Annotated in this window: 13 protein-coding genes and 1 pseudogene; 6 read left to right on the forward strand and 8 right to left on the reverse strand. The window is 68.8% G+C overall.

Annotated elements, in window-relative coordinates; genetic code table 11:
* Window positions 1–77 precede the first annotated feature (77 nt).
* A complete protein-coding gene (locus D7Y13_RS23185; protein ID WP_120535825.1) occupies window positions 78–800 on the forward strand; it encodes an outer membrane beta-barrel protein in 723 nt (240 codons plus the stop codon).
* Window positions 801–916: 116 nt separating this feature from the next.
* On the opposite strand, the gene D7Y13_RS23190 is transcribed toward D7Y13_RS23185, so the two are convergent.
* On the reverse strand, window positions 917–2,197 hold the full coding sequence (locus D7Y13_RS23190) for a DUF445 family protein (RefSeq protein WP_120535824.1): 1,281 nt from the start codon (window positions 2,195–2,197) through the stop codon (window positions 917–919).
* Window positions 2,198–2,479: 282 nt separating this feature from the next.
* On the opposite strand from D7Y13_RS23190, the gene D7Y13_RS23195 reads away from it, so the two are divergent.
* The 3 genes from D7Y13_RS23195 (at window position 2,480) to D7Y13_RS23205 (ending at window position 9,855) form a co-directional block, all read left to right on the forward strand.
* On the forward strand, window positions 2,480–4,273 hold the full coding sequence (locus tag D7Y13_RS23195; protein ID WP_158620447.1) for a CocE/NonD family hydrolase: 1,794 nt from the start codon (window positions 2,480–2,482) through the stop codon (window positions 4,271–4,273).
* A gap of 91 nt (window positions 4,274–4,364) precedes the next feature.
* Window positions 4,365–7,079 (forward strand): hypothetical protein, encoded by a 2,715-nt coding sequence (locus tag D7Y13_RS23200; protein WP_120585054.1) that lies wholly within the window; start codon window positions 4,365–4,367, stop codon window positions 7,077–7,079.
* A complete protein-coding gene (locus tag D7Y13_RS23205) occupies window positions 7,069–9,855 on the forward strand; it encodes an amidohydrolase family protein (protein WP_120535821.1) in 2,787 nt (928 codons plus the stop codon). Before D7Y13_RS23200 ends, D7Y13_RS23205 begins: the two co-directional genes overlap by 11 nt.
* Before the next feature lie 13 nt (window positions 9,856–9,868).
* On the opposite strand, the gene D7Y13_RS23210 is transcribed toward D7Y13_RS23205, so the two are convergent.
* From D7Y13_RS23210 to D7Y13_RS23220, 4 genes and pseudogenes are all read right to left on the reverse strand, one after another.
* Entirely contained in the window at window positions 9,869–11,041 is a 1,173-nt protein-coding gene (locus D7Y13_RS23210; RefSeq protein ID WP_120535820.1) for a hypothetical protein, read from the reverse strand.
* A gap of 75 nt (window positions 11,042–11,116) precedes the next feature.
* Entirely contained in the window at window positions 11,117–11,602 is a 486-nt protein-coding gene (locus tag D7Y13_RS23215) for an OB-fold protein (protein WP_208734485.1), read from the reverse strand.
* Between the two features lie 3 nt (window positions 11,603–11,605).
* Window positions 11,606–11,680, reverse strand: a pseudogene (locus D7Y13_RS49030) (zinc-ribbon domain-containing protein); the annotation flags it as partial.
* A 109-nt stretch (window positions 11,681–11,789) separates the two neighbouring features.
* Complete coding sequence (locus tag D7Y13_RS23220; RefSeq protein WP_120585053.1) at window positions 11,790–12,398, reverse strand: CGNR zinc finger domain-containing protein; 609 nt, start codon at window positions 12,396–12,398, stop codon at window positions 11,790–11,792.
* A 110-nt stretch (window positions 12,399–12,508) separates the two neighbouring features.
* Here D7Y13_RS23220 and D7Y13_RS23225 point away from each other — a divergent pair, with 110 nt between their 5' ends.
* Together D7Y13_RS23225 and D7Y13_RS23230 are read left to right on the forward strand one after the other, a co-directional pair.
* A complete protein-coding gene (locus D7Y13_RS23225) occupies window positions 12,509–13,228 on the forward strand; it encodes an SDR family oxidoreductase (RefSeq protein WP_120585052.1) in 720 nt (239 codons plus the stop codon).
* Window positions 13,229–13,236: 8 nt separating this feature from the next.
* Window positions 13,237–13,743 (forward strand): lipocalin-like domain-containing protein, encoded by a 507-nt coding sequence (locus tag D7Y13_RS23230; RefSeq protein ID WP_120585051.1) that lies wholly within the window; start codon window positions 13,237–13,239, stop codon window positions 13,741–13,743.
* 37 nt (window positions 13,744–13,780) lie between these two features.
* Here the strand turns inward: D7Y13_RS23230 and D7Y13_RS23235 are convergent, their stop codons facing one another.
* The 3 genes from D7Y13_RS23235 to D7Y13_RS23240 all read right to left on the reverse strand — a co-directional run bounded on the left by D7Y13_RS23235 (window position 13,781) and on the right by D7Y13_RS23240 (window position 17,519).
* Window positions 13,781–16,693, reverse strand: coding sequence for a zinc dependent phospholipase C family protein (locus D7Y13_RS23235; RefSeq protein WP_120585050.1), 2,913 nt, complete (start codon window positions 16,691–16,693; stop codon window positions 13,781–13,783).
* 155 nt (window positions 16,694–16,848) lie between these two features.
* On the reverse strand, window positions 16,849–16,974 hold the full coding sequence (locus D7Y13_RS48740; RefSeq protein ID WP_255425937.1) for a hypothetical protein: 126 nt from the start codon (window positions 16,972–16,974) through the stop codon (window positions 16,849–16,851).
* 77 nt (window positions 16,975–17,051) lie between these two features.
* Window positions 17,052–17,519 (reverse strand): DUF2267 domain-containing protein, encoded by a 468-nt coding sequence (locus D7Y13_RS23240; RefSeq protein ID WP_120585049.1) that lies wholly within the window; start codon window positions 17,517–17,519, stop codon window positions 17,052–17,054.
* Between the last annotated feature and the right edge of the window lie 303 nt (window positions 17,520–17,822).

Genomic DNA, 17,822 nt, shown 5'->3' on the forward strand with positions numbered 1-17,822 from the left:
GATGGGGTGGTGTGCGGACAGGCGGCCCATCTCCACGCTCCCAGCACCACGCGGTCCGGTGCCCAAAGGCGGTCGTCATGCGATTGAAGACAGTGCTTCCCCTTGCCCTGCTTGCGTTCACCGTGCCTGGGGGCGCGCGTGCCCAGACGGTGTCTGGCACGGACGCTGACACGGCGGGCTTCACGACGCAGGGGATGGAGCTTCCCGAGCAGCACTACATGTTCAACGTGGGCGGCGGCCTCTCCTTCCCCATCTCCGACGCGGGGGACCGCTTCGAGACGGGCGGCGGCTTCCAACTGGGCGCCGGCTACCAGTTCCACAGGAGCTTCGGCCTCATGGCGGAGTTCTTCTACAGCGGCTATGACATCCGGCCCGAAGTGCTCACGGGAGCTGGCGTCGACGGCAACCACTACATGCAGTACGGCAGCCTCAACGCCGTCTGGAATGTGATTCCCCGCAGCCCTCTTGGCTTCTACGTCATCGCCGGGCCGGGCCTGTACTACCGCAAGGTGGAGCTGACCCAGTTGGCGGGCGTCGCGACCATCCCGTACTGCGACCCGTGGCTGTACTACTGCGCCACGGACGTGGTGCCGGTGTCGGAGATCATCGGCTCGCGCAGCAGCACGGACTTCGGTCTCAGCGGCGGCGTCGGCGTCACCCTGAAGATCAACGGGGACCTCCGCCTCTACGTGGAGGGGCGCTACCACTACATCTTCGGCTCGAGCTTCGACGTGGCGGGCGGCGATACGCGCAAGGCCACCGGCCAGTACATCCCGGTCAACTTCGGCATCCGCTATTGAACCCAAGCTTTCGCTTCGGGGCGTGACGCGAAGCAAGACGGGCCCGGACTCCCACGGGTGAGGAAGTCCGGGCCCTGCGTCCGTGGGGCCGTCGCCGGCCCGGGATGCGGTGCGCGTCAGGCCAGGGGCTGGGTCCCGAGGCCGTTCTTCAGCTCCTTGCGCACCGCCTCGCTGACGCGCTCGCGGACGACGTCCGCCATGCGCTCGCGGAGCTCCTCGCCCACGCGATCGCGGACGGCGGCCACGATGCTCTCGGTGTCGACCTGGGCGGGCCCCGGCGTCTGGAAGCCGCCCATGGCCTGCTCACCGAACCCGCCGCGCATCGTGGGGCCCATCGAGGACATCGACTCGCGGATGGCGTCACCCATCCGCTCCTTCAGCGCCTCGTGCAGGTGCTCGCGGAGGTTGTTGGACAGCCGCTCGTGGAGGGTGTCGACGAGCCGCCCGCGGAGCGCCTCGGCGAGGCGCTCCGGGTCGATCTGGCCGAAGCCCTGCGGCTGCATGCCCGCGAAGCCCATGGTGCGCTCGCTCATCCGGGTGCGCAGCTCGTCGCCCAGCCGCTCGCGCAGCGTGTCGCGCACGCGCTCGCGCAGGCCGCTCTGGACGCGCTCGCGGATGCCGTCCGCGACGCGCTCGCGGATGATGTCGGCGAGGCGCTCCGGGTCGACCTGGCCGAAGCCCTGCATCCTGCGCTCGGACAGCGCGGAGCGCAGCGTCTCCGCCAGGCGCTCCTTCAGCGCCTCACGGACGCGCTCGCGCACGGCGGCGTGGATCCGCTCGGTCATGGTGTCGACGAGCCGGGTGCGGATGGCGTCGGAGATGCGCTCGGAGTCCATCGGTGCGAAGCCCTCCATGCCCATCCGCCGCTCCATCATCGCGGAGCGCAGCGCCTCGCCCAGCCGCTCGCGCATGGCGTCGCGGATGCGCTCGCGCACGACGTAGCCGATCCTGTCGCGCAGGGTGTCCTCGAGCCGGTTGCGCACGCGCTCGGCGATGCGGTGGGTGTCAATCTGCCCACCCCCCTGCTGGAGGTTCATCATGGTTTCAGACAGGGCGCCGCGCAGCGCCTCGCCCAGCCGCTCCCGGAGCACGTCGCGGACGCGCTCGTGCACGCCGCTGGTGACGCGCTCGCGGATGACGTCGGTGAGGCGGTTGTGGACGGCATCGGCGATCTGCTCCGCGTCGAACGGCTGCCCGCCACCCTCCCCCTGCTGCATGTTCATCGAGCGCTCGCTCAACGCACCGCGGACCGCCTCGCCGACGCGCTCACGAATCTCCGTGCCGATCCGCTCCTCCAGCCCGGAGACGACGCGCTCGTGCACCGCGTCGGCGATACGGGCCTTGATGGCTTCACCAAACATCTGCTGCCCCTGCATGGGGAACTGTTCCTTGCTCATTGCACTGCCTCCTGGCGCTGCGGGTAGAGCGGCAGGAGAGGAGAGTCCCGGCCTGCAGCTCAAGGCGGACTGATAGAGCCAGAAGCGATCGGCGGATACAGGGCCCGGGTCTGGCGCGGGTGTTGGCGCATGTCCCGCGAAGTGCCCTCGCGGGGCGGGCTGGACACGCGCGAGCATGAACCATCGGACTGCGATCCCCGGCATTCGGGCATGAAAAAATGCGGGTCCCCGCCACACGCGCCGTGGGACATCCGCCCCGGGAGCGGCGAAAATGCCGGCCCCATGTTCGACCAGGGCCGCTCTCCCGCTTCATCACCTCCGCGCTTCAAGGGCGTGGTCACCCGCTCGCTGCAACTGACGCTGCGTGACGGCATCCAGCTCGCGCTCGACGTCAACCTTCCCAGGACCCTGCCGGACGGCGAGCGGCTCCCCGCGGTGCTCGTCATGAGCCGCTACTGGCGCGGGTTCGATTTGCGCCTGTCCCCTCCGGACCGGGTGCCCATGGGGCCGCGCGAGCCGCTCGGTGACGCGCTGGTCGCTCAGGGCTACGCGGTGGTGGTCGTCGACGTGCGCGGCTCCGGTGCCTCCTCCGGCACCTGGAACCATCCGTGGTCGGACGTGGAGGTCGCGGACCTGGGTGAAGTGGCCCGCTGGGTGGCGGAGCAGCCCTGGTGCGACGGCCACCTGGGCGCGGTGGGCATCTCCTACGAGGGGACCACCGCGGAGCTGCTCGCGGCGGCGGCGCCGGAGCGGGTCCGGGCGGTGATTCCCCAGCAGATCGAGTTCGACGTCTACACCGACGTGGTCATGCCGGGCGGCATCCTCAACGCGGCGTTCATGCGCAAATGGGACGCCACCAACCGCATGCTGGACGCCGGCCGCGTCCCGTCCGTCTGGGGCCTGGGGGCGAAGCTGATGGTGCGAGGGGTTCGCCCCGTGGACGGAGACTCCGACCGCTCACGGGTCCGCGCCGCCCTGGACGCGCACCGGGACAACGTCGACGTCTGGGCCGCGGTGCGGTCCATGACCTTCCGCGATGATCCGTTCGGCCCGCAGCCCGTCACCACCGACGACTTCAGCCAGTTCCGCCGCAAGCAGGCCATCGAGGCCTCCGGAGCGGCGGTGTACGGCTGGGGAAGCTGGTTCGACGGCCGCACCGCCGACGCGGTCATCCACCGGTTCCTCAACTTCACCAACCCCCAGGTGGGCGTCATCGGGGCGTGGAGTCACAACATGAAGACCCACGCCAGCCCCTACGCCCGGCCCAGGAGCCGCCCGAATCCCTCCATGGCGGATCAGTGGACGGAGTGCGGCGCCTTCCTCGAGCGGACGCTCAAGCCCGGCGCGCCCTCCGAGGAGAAGCGGCTGCACTACTTCACGGTGGGCGAGGAGGCCTGGAAGTCGACCCCCGTGTGGCCTCCCGAAGGCTTCTCCACGGAGCGCTGGTACTTCGCGGAGGATCACCACCTTGTTCGCGAGGCGCCGGCCGGCAAGGGCGCCGACACCTACGAGGTCGACTTCGCCGCCACGACCGGAACCCACAATCGCTGGCACACGCCCGATGGGATGACACCGGTGGTCTACGCGGACCGCGCGCGCGAGGACCGGCGGCTGCTCACGTACACGAGCGCCCCGCTGGACGTGGACGTGGAGCTCACCGGACACGCCCTGCTCACCCTGCACGTGGCCTCATCCCTGGAGGACGGAGCCTTCTTCGTCTACCTGGAGGAGGTCGACCCGAAGGGCCGGGTGACCTACCTGACGGAGGGACAGCTCCGGGCGCTGCACCGGAAGCTGTCCCAAGCGACTCCGCCCTACGTCACGCCCGTCCCCTACCGCTCGTTCCGCCGCGAGGATGCCTGGCCCCTGGTGCCGGGCGAGGTGGCGACGCTGACCTTCGGGTTGCTGCCCGTCTCGGTCGTCATCCGCCGGGGGCACCGCCTGCGGGTGGCGCTCGCGGGCGCCGACGCCGACAGCTTCGCCCGCATCCCCGCCGAAGGCAGTCCCTCCTGGCGGGTCATGCGCGGCCCCGAGCACCCATCCTGCATCGACCTGCCCGTGAAGCGGCGGGGCTGAAGCCCGCGGCCCCCCTCATCCAATGACAGACAGGGGGAGGAGCGCACGGGGGGCACGTGCCCGCCGCCGCGCGGTCTCCCTATCCTTCTCCATGGAGACGAAAACGAGCCTCACGGGCAAGGCGCACCACTACGTGCCCACGCCCTTCCCCGAGTCCAGGGCCTTCCCCTGGGACGAGCTGCTGGAGCCCACGCAGCGGGGGCTGTACGAGCTGCTCTCCTGGCTGGAGGCCGCCTGCGGGTGGAGCCTGGGCGAGGGAGAGGCCCGCAACGAGCACCTCTCCACCAGCCTGCTCATCTCCGGTCCCCGGGGCGCGGGGAAGACCACCGTCCTGCTCAGCGCCCTCCAGGCCCTGCGCGACTGGAGGGCGTTCCTCGGGCTGAAGCCAGGCGGGCGCCTGGAGGCGGAGGCCAGCGAGTCGGTGGCTTCGGGGCCGCAGGCGATGCGCCGGGACCTGTGCACGACGCTGGAGCGCATCGAGGGGCGCGTCGTCTGGCTGGAGCCGCTCGATCTGGAGCCGGTGCCCCCGGGCGCCAACCTCCTGGCCACCCTGCTGGTGCGCGTGCGCGCGGCCCTGGATGCGCCCCAGGACGACACGTCCTCGCGAGGCGGGCACGGCAGGTGGTCCTCCTCCATCCTCGAGGAGAGCGCGGAGGAGGCCTGGGGAAAGCTGGATCACCTCATCCGCGATGCCTCGTTCATGTGGGAGGACAGCGCGTCGACCACCGACACGCGCGCGCGCGCGGAGCAGCAGATCAAGGCCGCGGAGATCTACGCCAACTTCCAGCAGCGCTTCGCGGCGGCCATGGAGAACGTGGCGAAGACGCTGTCCCTGCCCCGCTTCGGCACCGCCAGGGGTGAGCAGGTCATCCTCGTGCTGCCCATCGACAACGTGGACCGCAGCATCGAACACCTCCACAACATCGTGAAGCTCACCCGCATGGTGGCCAGCCCCCGGCTCTGGTTCGTGCTGGCCGCGGGCCACCAGGAGTTCCAGCTCTTCATGGAGCGCTCCTTCCAGAAGGAGCTCATCCTCTCCGGGCAGGCGGGCATCGGGGCCCTGGGCCAGGACGAGACGCTCTCCATCGCGCGGCGCCAGTCGGCCACCACCCTGCGCCGCGCGCTGCCTCCCAGCTACCGCATCAACCTGGGACCCGTGGATCCCTACAAGGCGTGGGACTTCCGCCCGCTGGGGGTGGATGCGGAGGACGGAGCCCAGACGCTGGGCCACCTGCTGGAGCAGCTGCGGCTGCCCTGCTCCCCGACGCGGGAGAAGCCGCGGGTGCTGGCGTCCTTCGCGGACCTCATCAACCTGGCGCCCCGGCTCTCCGACACGGTGAAGACGACCTACCGCATGGCCACGCGGGATGGGCAGGACGCGCCCCTGCGCAAGGTCATCCTCACCCCCGCGGGCAAGCTCGCCCTCCACCTGCCCGCGCGCACCCTGCAGGACCTCTGGCACGCCGCCCGGCGCGAGCTCTGGAGCACCCCCGCCTCCTCCGCGGAGGCCTGCGTTTCGGATGGGGAGCGCACCATCCGGGTGGTCACGGAGATGCTGCGCAACGCCATTGACGAAAGCGACCTGCCGGCCTGGGCGAGCCAGCAGTTGAACAACCGCATCCTCCGGTATGACGAAAAGGGGCTCATCTTCCTGGACCTGACGGGCAAGCCGGTGCGCCGCTCCAAGCGCACCACCCTGTCGGATGTCCTGGAGTGGCCGCGACGGGGGCGACCGGGCGACGCCGCCTCGAAGACGGAGGAGCCGCTGCTGCTCAGCGAGCTGCACCTGCGGCACTTCCACGACGTGGTGCTGATGTTGAGCGACCTGGACCGGGAGGGCTCCAGCGTGCCCCTGCCCGGCAACGTGGCCGGCTGGTTCATGCTGCTGCACGACGCGCTGATGCTCTTCGAGCCGCCCCGGGTGCTGAACCTGGACGTGACGCCCTTCGAGATGAGCCCCGAGCTGGTCGTGACGCTGCACGAGCTGTGGGTGGACGCCGCGCCCCACGAACCGCTCGTCCAGGTGGAGTGCTGGTGGAGCCTTCCCAGTTGGAAGACCTTCGTCGAGTTCGCCATCTTCACCGCGCAATGGAAGGCGTTCCTGAAGCGGACGGCGGACGGGTACTTCAAGGTCGACAACATGAAGGACTCGCGCATGAAGGTCGGCGCCCACCACCGCTTCATCCAGGCGGCCTGGGTGGAGAACATCTGCTCGGTGGCGGGCCGGAAGCTGGGCGGATGGGATTGGGGCGACGCACGCAGCCGGGGGGTGGAGTCGGTGCTCCTGGAGCAGGAGCGCGCCAGCGCGCTGGAGCCCTACGAGCAGCGGGTGCGCGACACGGTGGCGAAGCTCGTGGAGGACATCCGGAGGTACAGCGTGGGCTCCGACCGGCTGTGGACGGCCCGGGTGTGGCTGCAGAACGCGCTGCCCCTGCTGGTGCTGCCGGAGTTCGCGCCGGTCCCCGCCTTGAGCGAGCTGCTGCGCTGGCAGTCCGGGGAGGCGGGGGAGAACGAGGCCTGGGACGAGCTGGTGGCGTACTGGGAGGACCATGGGCCCCGCCTGACGCGGCTCCGCGAACAGATGGTGCGCGCCGCGGTGGGGCGCTCCGGCGCGTCCGAGGCGCTCCGCCGCCACCTGGGCAGGGACGGCGGCCTGGGCACGGGCCTGTACTACGACTGGCTCGACACCGTGGTGCGCACGTGGTTCCGGGTCATGGACCAGGAGGGCGACCACCTGGAGCTGGGGGCGCTGCGCAGGGTGTCTCCCGTGCAGGACGTCCAGGCGGATGCCAGCCATGGGCACTGAGGGACCGCGCCAGTCCCAGGGGAACCTGGCCCCCCGCCGCGTTCCGGAGGCCTACGTGCGCGCGGAGGTGGCCTGCTTCCCGCTGACCAGCCTCCAGGCCTTCCGGGAGGCGATGACGGAGCTGGTGCCCTCGCTGGACGGGCGCGACGCGGGTTCCACGCGGGCCCTCTGGCGCGATTGCGAGAAGACCCTGTCGGAGCACGCCAGCGGCTGGTCGCTGGACCGCCTCATCGCGGTCCGGGACGTGTTCTGGTTCGACTCGCGCCGGCACATCCGCGGCCAGAGGGATCCGCCGCGGCGGGTGTCCATGGCCAGCTACCTGGTGCACCTGGCGGACACGCACCTGGAGCGCCGGCCCGGGGTCACCGTCGTGGCCCAGGACACGGAGGCTGGCGCGGTGGACGCCATCACGCACTACCGCTGGCTCACCTTCGCCCTGCCCGAGGACCTGTTGATGTCGGCCGTGCCGGTGGAGCCGCCCCCCACGCGGGTGGACATTGAACCGCCGCTGCTGATGCGCCACCTGCTGGACCGGGGCGTGACGGAGGTCCACCACCACGTCAACGCGGGCATGGACTTCCCGCTGCTGTGGACCTCGCTGCTGTCCGCCATCGCGGACCCGGCCCTGGATGCACGCCTGCTGTCGGGACCGGGGCTCGTCTTCGGTGAGGGCAGGACGATGCTCCGCTGGCTGCTGGCGGCCGCGGTGTCCCGCTGCGTCCTGGCGGAGGTCATCCTGCGAGGTGGAAAGCGGCCGCTGCTGGAGTTCGTGGCGGGCCTGCGGGAGTCGTCCGTCTGGATGCCCCAGCGCCGCCGGGTGCTGGAGCGGACCCTGGAGGCGCTCTCGCGCGCCCGCCTGGAGGTCCTGCCGGAGGTGGACGAACTGCGCGAACTCTACGGGGACCTCCACCCGCTGGCGGCCCGCGGAAGCACCGAGCCTCCGGAGACCCTCGACGACGTGTGGCGGCGGTGTGATCCCATCGCCCTGCGGATGGGGCTGCACACGCCCAACGCGGGAGAGCGCTGGCTGGTGCGCTACGGGCTGCGGTGGATGCGGCGGATGGAAGAGGCCGGCACGCCGGATCCGCACTTCGAGCGCCTCTTCTGGCAGGTGCAGCGGGTGCGCTGTCTGAGCTACCGCACCTACGTGCAGCGGCCGCTGACCGCCGGGCTCCAGTGGTTCATCCGCTTCTATGATCGCCTGGGCGCGATGAAGCGGCCCCTGCACGCCGTGCGCGCGGAGGTCTCCTACTCGGTGGCGGGGGGCGAGCAGCCCATCGCCGCCCTGGAGGTGCGCACCCGCCTCATGGACACCTCCATCCAGATGGCGGAGGAGCTGTGGATGCTGACGCGCTCGTGGCAGCGGGTGCTCAAGCGCGTGGGGCGGGCCACCAGCGACGGCCGTCAGCCGGAGTTCGGCCTGGTGCTGCACCTGCTCAAGGCGCGGGATCCCAAGCGCCACTGGAGGGAGGGCCTGCCGCCCGCGCATGCCCAGGGCACCTACGCGGAGCCGGTTCCGGAGGGCCTCATCCGGCTGGGAGGCCGCTACGCGGACTCCTTCGTCTCGCAGTCGACGCAGGTGGAGGCGCTGGTGGACCTGCTGCGGGCGGTGCCGCTGTCGCTCTGGCTGGTGCGGGGGCTGGACGTCGCGTCGGACGAGCTGAGCGTGCCCACGTGGGTGCTGGCGCCGCTGTACCGCTACGTGCGGTGGGAAGCCGCCCGCGCCGCGGTCCGGCCGGCGGCCCGGGGCGCCCCACCCCTGCGGCTGACGGGCCACGTGGGCGAGGACTACCGGCACCTCATGGAGGGGCTGCGCCGCATCTACGAATGCCTGCACTACCTGCTGGATCACCGGGGCGGGCGGCTGGGACACGCCACCTCGCTGGGCGTGGAGCCGGGGACGTGGGCGGAGTCCGTGGGCGCGGTGATGATGCCGGCCGAGGAGCGGCTGTGGGACCTGGTCTTCGAGTGGCGGCTGTACGGCAGCTACCGGCTGCCCCCGGGCCTGAGCGCGGACACCCCGCCGGGACGGCCGCTGCAGGTGGAGAACCTCATCCGCGAGCTGTCCGAGGGCATCTTCGGCAGGTGCATCGCGCCGCACGTGCTGGCCGAGGCCCACCACGTGCTGCACAACCTCTGGTGCCCGCCCCTGGCGCAGGAGGGGGTGGGCGTGGGGCTGGACGCCTTCAGCCGGGCTTCCCGACGGCTGGACTGGGTCCGGGTGCGCAACTCCAGGCGCGTCCAGGAGCTCATCGAAGCGTACCGGGAGGACGAGCGCGTGTTCCGGCGCGGACAGCAACTGGTGGACATCCCGCTGGATGCCGCGGAGGTGGCCGCGCTGAGGGCCGCCCAGGACGCGCTGCGCCGGTACGTGGGGGCGCGGGGGACCGTCGTGGAGGTGAACCCCTCCAGCAACCTGCTCATCGGCAACCTGTTGGACCTGCGCAACCACCCCATCCTGCGGCTCTTTCCGCCGCGAGCCGAAGCGGGGGCGCCGCCGCCGGTGCCCATCGCGGTGGGCGCGGACGACCCCATCACCTTCTCCACCTTCCTGCTCCGGGAGTACGCCCTGCTGCACGAGGCGGCGCGAAGCGCGGGCTACTCCGAGCGCGAGGTGCACGAGTGGCTGTCCACCGTCCGGCAGACGAGCATGGACGCGCGCTTCACCGTGCCCTGGCATCCCAGCGCGGAGCGCATGACGGAGGACCTTCTGGACGCGCTGGGGGCCTTCACGCGGCGGCCCTCGGGACACCTGGGGGCCCGGGCTCCCAGGTGAGGCGGGCCGCCTGCTACGGCTTCGCGCGCGGGGAGGCGCCACCGGCCTCTGGAGCACCGCTGGAAGGCAGCAGCTTCTCCGACTGCCCGATGAGCCTGCTGAGCACCTTGTTCATGATGGAGCTCAGGAACTTGTCCGCGGAGTACCCCGCGGCCACGGACAGGGCCGCGAGGGTGAAGAAGACGGCGCGCGAATCCCTCACGACGATGTTCAGCAGGGCCGGGGTGTTGTTGGCGGCAGCCACGGAGTCGCGAGACACCACCGAGAGCAGCAGGTTGGACTGCTCGACGAAGAGGAGCGTCAGGGCCGCGAAGGCACCGATGACGGGCTTCACCAGCAGGTGGTAGGCGAAGAAGCGGCTCGTCGCCCCCGTCGCGACGACGAAGCGCTCCTTGGAGAGCATGTTGGACACCACGGCCCCGGCGGCGCCCGTGAGGCAGAGCACCAGCATCCCCTGGGGAACGAGCTGCGCGGGCCAGGTCGAGACCAGGGATTGATTGAACCCCAGCAACGCGATGAGGGCGAGCGTGATGAGCAGCAGGGTGCTGAAGATCTGGATGGAGACGTTGATGGAGAGCTGCCAGAAGGTCTTGTCCACCCGGTCATTGACGACGCCCAGCGCGCCCCGCAGCACGTGGCGGCACTGCGCCAGACGCTCCCTGTCGGACACGGAGGCCTCAGGATCATTGGAGGCAAGCGCCTCCCCTCGGAGCATGCGGACGCACCGGGGCAGTGGCCCCTCGGCCTGCTCCGTGCCCAGCCAGAGCGCTCTCTGGACGGGATCCGTCACCCGCCGCGCGAACTGCTGCTGAACCTCCAGCGCGTGGGGCAGCAGCATGTGCCGGGGCATGACCAGCAGTTGCAGGCCGTCCACCTCGTGGATGACCTGCCAGAAGGAGAAGGACCACCGCCAGAGCGGCCTGTCCAGGCAGCGCCGGGCCACCTCCAGCCGCTGGGTGCACTGATCCAGGATGACCCGGTCCTCGTCCGTCAAATCATCACGGACTTCGCACAGCTCGTGGAGCGAGGCGTCGTTCTCCAGCCTGTTCCAGAGCAACTGGGTCGCCGAGCCATACCTGCCCCGCCGGCGGCGGAAGCCGACGAGCCCGAGGATGGCGGGAGGGCTGTCGGAAGGCAGGGTGTCGGAGGCCGCCATGAGGAACACATGGGCACGGCGCGAAGCCATGCCAATCCATCAACGCCCGGGCTCCAGTGCGCCCGGCCCACCGCCTCCCCCGACGGCGCGTTCGTGCCAGTGGCCTCAGAGGTCGACGAACTCGCAGTCGCGCACGAGGACGTTCATCATCAATCCCTGCACGCGGCCCCGGATGCCGACCTTGGTTCCCTTTGAGAGGTTCGCGGCCCGCTGCACCTGCTCGTCCGTGATGAAGCACTGGATCTGCGGGATCTCGAACTGCCGTCCGGTGCCGAGCGTGACGTAGACGGAATTCATGATGTCCTTCTTGATGTCGTCGACAATGCCCGCGGTCTGGATGACCTGGTCCTTGAAGTTCGAGTCAGCTCGAACCTCATTGTCCGCGTACTCCGCGAGGAGCGTGCGGATCTCCACCCGCTTGGGGGCGGGCTCTGCTTGAGCGGCAGGGGTTCGGGCTGACGCCGGCTCCCCTGATGTCGAGCCCTTCTTCGCCGCGCCGATGGCACCGAGGCACGTCCCGAGGAAGCAGAGCGAAAAGAGCCCTCCGACCACGAAGAGGGTCACCTTGAGCACGGAGGTGCCACGGGGCACGGGAGCCCCACACTTCGGACAAGCCGCTGCATTGCTGGCGACGTCAGTTCCGCACTGCTTGCACTTCACCCATGCCATTGCGATTCCCCTGCTGGAGCCTGTCGGATGCAGAGTCGGCTCTGGAGCAGGATTGGACTTTCAAGTGCTCAACACCATCCCCCGCAGGGAGTAGGTGAGAACGACCCCATCAGGCATCCGTCCGCTGGCGGCGGCGGAACTCCTCCACCTTCGCCTTGTTTCCGCAGCCGGACATGGAGCACCAGCGCCGCTGTCCGGAGCGCGAGGTGTCCACGAAGAGCAGCGCGCAGCCCTCGCCCTCGCAGTTGCGGATGCGCTCCGCGAGCGGACCTCCGAGCAGCTCCACCCCGTCCCTCGCCACCGCCGCCAGGAGCGAGCCCACGCCACCGCGCGTCCACGTGAGCCCCTCGGGCCCGAGCTGCGGCGCCGGAGGTGGCTCCGCCGCCCAGCGATTCACAAGCGCCCTGTCTCTCACATCGAAGTCCTCGCCGCGCACCCGGGCCCGCGCCAGCCGGTAGAGGGCTTCCCGGAGGTCCCTTCCCTGGCGCAGCTCCTCGTCGGTGGGCTTCGGGTCCTTCGCTGCCAGACCCGCGGCCACCAGCCAGCGGCCCAGGTCGTGCGGTGTCTCCAGCAGGTCCTTCGGCTCGGCCTTCAGCCGCGCGGCCAGCGACGCCGGCAGATCCAGGCAGAGCCGGCCCGAGCGGAACTTGAAGCCGTCGCGCAGCTCGCCTGTCGGCGCCACGTGCGTTTCGGGAGTGGGACGTTTCGTGCGTGCCATGTGCGCCCTCACCAAAGCATGAAACCGGATTGACAGGTTACAAACTTCAGCCCATATCTGCATCCGTAACCTCTTGATGGGGTTACGACATTCCAGCCGGAGGTGGACGCATGCAGCTTGAAGGCAAGAGGGTGGTGGTCATCGGCGCGGGCTCGGGCATTGGCCGGTCCGTGGCCGTCGCCGCATCGGAAGGCGGGGCGGCCGTGGTGCTCGCGGGTCGCCATCGCGAGTCCCTGGAGGCCACGGCGGCGTTGCTGAAGGACCGCTGGGAGGTGCGCGTCCTGGACGCCTCGGTGGAGGCACAGGTGGCGGCCTTCTTCGAGGAGGTGGGCCCCTTCGACCACCTCGTGAGCACCGCGAGCCAGGGCGCCTCCGGGCCCCTCACCGGAATGGGCGCCGAAGCCATCGAGCGGGCCTTCGCCGCCAAGCTCTGGGCGCCCATCTTCCTGGTGAAGCACGCCGCCCCTCGCATCTCCCCGGAGGGCTCCTTCACCTTCTTCTCCGGCTTCCGCGCCTGGAAGCCCGCCGTGGGCACCTCCATCACCAGCCTGGTCAACGGGGGACTGGAGGCCTTCACCAAGGCGATGGCGGTGGAGCTGGCACCGGTGCGGCTCAATGCCATCTCTCCGGGCGTGGTGGACTCGGGCTCCTTCTGGGACCGGCTCGGCGCCGAGGCGCGGGAGCGGCTCTTCGCGGACTACGCGCGAAAGGTCCCCGCCCGTCGCGTGGGCCGGCCGGAGGACCTGGCCGCCGCCACCCTCTTCGCGATGACCAACCCCTTCCTCACCGGCACCGTCCTCTCCGTGGACGGTGGCGGCCTGCTGATGTGAGGCGCGCCATGAACCTGTTCCGAAGCCTCACCCTCGCCGCCGTGTCGCTGCTGCTCCTCGCCGCCGCGCCTCGGGAACTGATGTCCGCGAAGCAGCTCACGGGAACGTGGACGCTCGTGCTCTGCGACAACGTGTATCCCGACGGCCGCCGCGTGCAGCTCTACGGGCCCGCGCCGCAAGGCCAGCTCATGTTCGACGCGCAGGGCCACTACTCCCTCCACATCCTCCGAGCGGGCCGCGCCCGGTTCGCCTCCAACGACAAGAGCCAGGGCACGGCCGAGGAGTACAAGGCCACGGTGCAGGGGAGCAACGCGCACTTCGGCCGCTATGCGGCGGATGGCGCGAAGGGCACCCTCACCTTCCACATCGACCACGCCGCGTTCCCGAACTGGGAAGGCACCGAACAGCAGCGTGCCTTCACCCTCGCCGGCGACGAGCTGACGTACACCGTCCCCGTCCCCACGAGCGGCGGCGCGACGGCGGTGGGCGAGGTGAAGTGGCGGCGCATGCGGTAGGCGCCCTCACCTCACCTCGCTTCAGCCGAAGCGTGAATCAGACCTGCCCATCGATCGCGAAGACCTGGATGAAGTCGAGCACGGTCCCGCCAACGGAGATGGTCTCCCCACTCGTCTGGGTGAAGTGCAGGTAATAGGCCTTCGAGACATCCTCGACGACCACCATGCCCTCCATCTGGATGTACCCCGACTGCCGGTCACCCAGGTTTCCCGTAGGGCAGATCGCAGTCGACAGAATGGGCATGTCCGCCGGTGCCGGAGCTCCGTTCTGGCGATACAAGGTCAAATCCGTCATGAACAGCGGACCTGTCGTCACGGGAATCCCGACGGAGACCACCACCCAGTACTTCCCGGGGAGATTGAACTGGAAGGCAAGGCCCCCGTCCGTCTTCACCGTCGTGATGCAGCGGTCCTTGACTGACGGCAGGCGCAACCATTGCCCCCGACCACTGGCAATGCCGTTGGTGTACGGCAGCAGCGTGGAGCTGCTCATGGCCGTCAGATCGTACGGGGCCACCTCCAACGGGTTGGGGTCGTCAAGCTTGAAGAAATCAATGCGATCCCGCGTGTCGCCCCCCACCCCTACGAATTCCGCGCCTCCGAGCGGATAGATCCCCAACCAGAGTATGAAGACATCATCGGTGGTGACATCAATGAACCCCGAGAAGTGGACGTAGCCGATGATGTCGTTGTTCGCCGTCGCAACCCGCTTCTTCAAGAACGTCTCGGTGACCCCTTTGCGCATGCTGGTGAGCTCGAGCGTGGCCGCGGCCTGATTGCTTCCAGTCGAACGGTGGTACGAGGTCCCGAGGGATGCATGGACGAAATACCTCCCGGCCGTGAGGAACGTAATCTGGCTGAAGGTGCCGTTGATATGCAAAACCCGGTTTGGAGTCTCCGGCGACAGGTGCACCTGGAAAGTGCCATTGGGCGACTGGTGGAAGCCACGAAGGGTCTGCGAGGGAATGAAGGACTGGTAGTGGCGGGCGGTCAACGGCGACAGCGCGAGCTCCGAGACCGGATCGCTCTGGAGCTTGAAGACATGCACGAAGTTGTACGCACTGGGCGTGGCGACGAAGGACTCTCCCGAGTCCTGGGCAACACGGACGATGTACCACTCCCCGGCACTCGTCACCGTGACCATGCCGCTCACCTGGATGACGCCCACCCTCGCCTTCCCGGTGGCGACGCTCTCCTGAATCTCGATGTTCCCGGTCGTGACGTTCTTGAGTGCGACCTGCGCGGTGAAGGGGTCCTCGCGCTCGGACACCTGAGCAGTGCTGACCTGGATGACGACGTAGTACACCCCGGCCGACAGGAAGCGGAATGCGCTGCCCGAGTCCGCCAGCGCAACGCAGTTGTGATTCGTGGTCGGCGCCAACATCGGGAGGGTGGTGCTCAGCGAGCGACTCGACGGGACTTCGCGCGTCCCCAGCGGGATGACGGCGTTCGTCTCGGTCACCGCCTCGGTGATCGGCGGGAACCCCTGGACCTTGATCGACGACCCTTGTGGCACTCGCTGGTTGTCGAGCGGAATCCCATTACTTCCGATCACCGTGATGTCGGCCGCGCCTCCTTTCAACAGGCGGCCTGTGGTGTAGACGGGCGGCAGCGCATCTTCCGTCGGCGGATAATTGGGATTTGAAGCAATGGCCGTGGCGTATCGCCCCAGGGCACTGGTGTAATAGCCCTGAGAGCCAGGGACGATACTCGCGAATGGGTCTTGCTTGCCCGTGTAGATATTGAGGGCGACAAATGAGTCTGCTTGATACCTCGCCACGGTCTGACACCCGATGGCGACGACATCCTGCGGAAAGACAGCCTTGTTGGGGAAGTCGTCAAAGGAGCGCGGGGTTGTGCGCGCGGTGTCCTTCCACATCAACATCGGGAACCAATCGCGAAACACCGCGAGGAGGAACCCCGCGCACGCCTGGACAGCGCCGACGATGACCCGGTCGAAGACGGGCTCACACGCCTTCTGCCAGGTCGGGTAGCCCGCTGGCGTCGGCTGGCCTGGAAGGTCTTTGTAGAAGTCGTCGATTGTGTACCCGCGCTTGATGTTCGGCGGAAGCGGATCCACGCCACGCTCAAAAGGAAGCACCGGAGCCAGGGCCCAGTCGTTCTTGTCGTTGTCCGTCAGCGCCAGGTTGAAGTTGGGGTGGCCAATCCGTGAGGCAGCGGCGATGACCCAGGCCTCGATTCCCTTTTCAGGAGCCTGCTGGGCTGGGGCGCCCCCAAAAGCGAAGCAGTTGTCTGACGTCAGCGTTTCGGGACCGACCTTGAGCGCGGCCGGCCGCTTGTTGATGTATTGCTGCGCCGCTTCCTCGAATTCCTTGTGGAACACGTCGGCGGTACCGCTGATGAAGTTCGGGAAGTTGTGGGCATGCATGGGCTGCGTCACGTCCTCGAAATAGTGGAGCGCGACGCCAAGGTAGTAGAAGAACTGGAGAAGGGTTCGAAGGTCCGGATTCTCGACGGCCAGTCGCCCATACTGACCGGTTTCGATGGCGGAGACCGCGAAGTTCGGCGCCGACTTGGCGTGAGTGTCGGAGTGGAGGAGACCCGTCGCATAGCTCTGCTGGGTCACCGGGTTGTAGAAATGACTCTGCCATGTGCAGGTATTCATCCACGGGTTGGCCCAGTCGCAGTCATAGAGGCCCTTCACCATCGCATCATGGAAGATGGTGTTGTCCGTCCAGGGACGCTTGGAATTGTTGCGATCCGGCGACACGCTGAACTTCAGGAACTGGGCAATGTGCTTGCCGTCGGCCACCACCCCTGGGGCGGCGCCAGAAGGCCCCAGGTCATTCAGCAGCTCGATGGCGCGATGGAAGATCCACAAGTGGGTCGCGCTGCTCTCATCCAGGACGCTTTCCTCTGACCACATCAAGTGGTGGTGGCAGCCATGGCTGGTGTTGGACGCGGACTCATCGCGCTGCGATTCCGACATGAACGACTCCTCGTGGTGTGGGTTCGGGACGCACGGTCAGAGTCAGCCAGCACCGGATCAAAATCAACGACACGACAGGTAGACCCTTGAATTCCTTTCTAGAGAGCCATTGAGACGCCACACGTAGGCTCTGCCCTACTCCATGCGTCTACCTTTCACGGCTCCATGCAGTTGAACGCAATGGGTTCACGCACCAGCGCCTGACGGATGCCACTGTAGACGGCGCCATTCGACGCAAGCCCGATGTGCTCCACGAAGATGAGCGGGCACTGCTCCTGCACGGCTCCCAGAACCTGAACGCAACACCGCCCGGGCCGGTGTTCTGGCTCCGGGCGGGAAGGTGTGCCGGTCCTGGAACTCACACGGGCCGGCGGAAGTAGTCTCCCAGGTCCGCGGGGAGCTGTGACGCCACCGCCGCCACCTCCTCCTCCGGGATGCGATCGCGCACGGCCGTGAAGACGGCGGCGACCACCCGGGCGGCCTGGTCGACCTTGATCTTCAGGTGGTCCGCCACATCGGTCATGAACTCATCACGGCCGATGCGCCGGGCGCGCGAAGGGCCCAGGTGCACCGTGCAGGCGCCGAGGATCTCCTCACCGATGCCGCCGCTCAGCGCGCGGAAGAGCTTCACGTCCTCGCCCTCCGAGAGCCGCCGGGCGAGCGTGCACATCACCGCGCTCGCGGCCTCCCGGGCATCCAGGCCCTGGCTGTGCATGACCGCGTCGGATTGGATTTCATCCAGGAACGCCTGGAGGTCGAGCGGTTCGTCGCGCTCCTTGACCGGCACGGCGTGGGTGTCTTGCGAGGGATTGTTGGGCGAAGCCATGGGGCGTCTCCGAAGGTTCGTGGGCCCTGGAAAGGGGCCGTGTCCGGAGAAGAGGCTGCGCACGCAAGGGAACGCTGGCATCGTCCGACAAGCGCCGAGCCTGGACCTGCCCTGGACCCGAGCCCCCGTCAGCCCCACCCGCCAGGACCTTGCGCGAGGGGGACGGGTTCCGCCTACCACGGTGATCACGGCGGTTGAGGCGGGTAGCCGCAGTAGGCGAACCAGGCCGCTGCGTCCTGTGGCCGCACGGTTGCGAGTGCCTCTCGCATCGCTTCGCGGAGGGCCACATGCGTGCGGGCGCCG

The sequence above is a fragment of the Corallococcus praedator genome, from assembly GCF_003612125.1.
GTDB classification, from domain to species: Bacteria; Myxococcota; Myxococcia; order Myxococcales; family Myxococcaceae; genus Corallococcus; species Corallococcus praedator.

Excerpts from the sequence above, each read along its gene's own strand:
- D7Y13_RS23230 (WP_120585051.1), top strand. The coding sequence starts at position 13,237 with ATGAACCTGTTCCGAAGCCTCACCCTCGCCGCCGTGTCGCTGCTGCTC.
- D7Y13_RS23205 (WP_120535821.1), top strand. The coding sequence starts at position 7,069 with ATGGGCACTGAGGGACCGCGCCAGTCCCAGGGGAACCTGGCCCCCCGC.
- D7Y13_RS23195 (WP_158620447.1), top strand. The coding sequence starts at position 2,480 with ATGTTCGACCAGGGCCGCTCTCCCGCTTCATCACCTCCGCGCTTCAAG.
- D7Y13_RS23220 (WP_120585053.1), bottom strand. The coding sequence starts at position 12,398 with ATGGCACGCACGAAACGTCCCACTCCCGAAACGCACGTGGCGCCGACA.
- D7Y13_RS23185 (WP_120535825.1), top strand. The coding sequence starts at position 78 with ATGCGATTGAAGACAGTGCTTCCCCTTGCCCTGCTTGCGTTCACCGTG.
- D7Y13_RS23190 (WP_120535824.1), bottom strand. The coding sequence starts at position 2,197 with ATGAGCAAGGAACAGTTCCCCATGCAGGGGCAGCAGATGTTTGGTGAA.
- D7Y13_RS23200 (WP_120585054.1), top strand. The coding sequence starts at position 4,365 with ATGGAGACGAAAACGAGCCTCACGGGCAAGGCGCACCACTACGTGCCC.
- D7Y13_RS23240 (WP_120585049.1), bottom strand. The coding sequence starts at position 17,519 with ATGGCTTCGCCCAACAATCCCTCGCAAGACACCCACGCCGTGCCGGTC.
- D7Y13_RS23235 (WP_120585050.1), bottom strand. The coding sequence starts at position 16,693 with ATGTCGGAATCGCAGCGCGATGAGTCCGCGTCCAACACCAGCCATGGC.
- D7Y13_RS23210 (WP_120535820.1), bottom strand. The coding sequence starts at position 11,041 with ATGGCTTCGCGCCGTGCCCATGTGTTCCTCATGGCGGCCTCCGACACC.
- D7Y13_RS23225 (WP_120585052.1), top strand. The coding sequence starts at position 12,509 with ATGCAGCTTGAAGGCAAGAGGGTGGTGGTCATCGGCGCGGGCTCGGGC.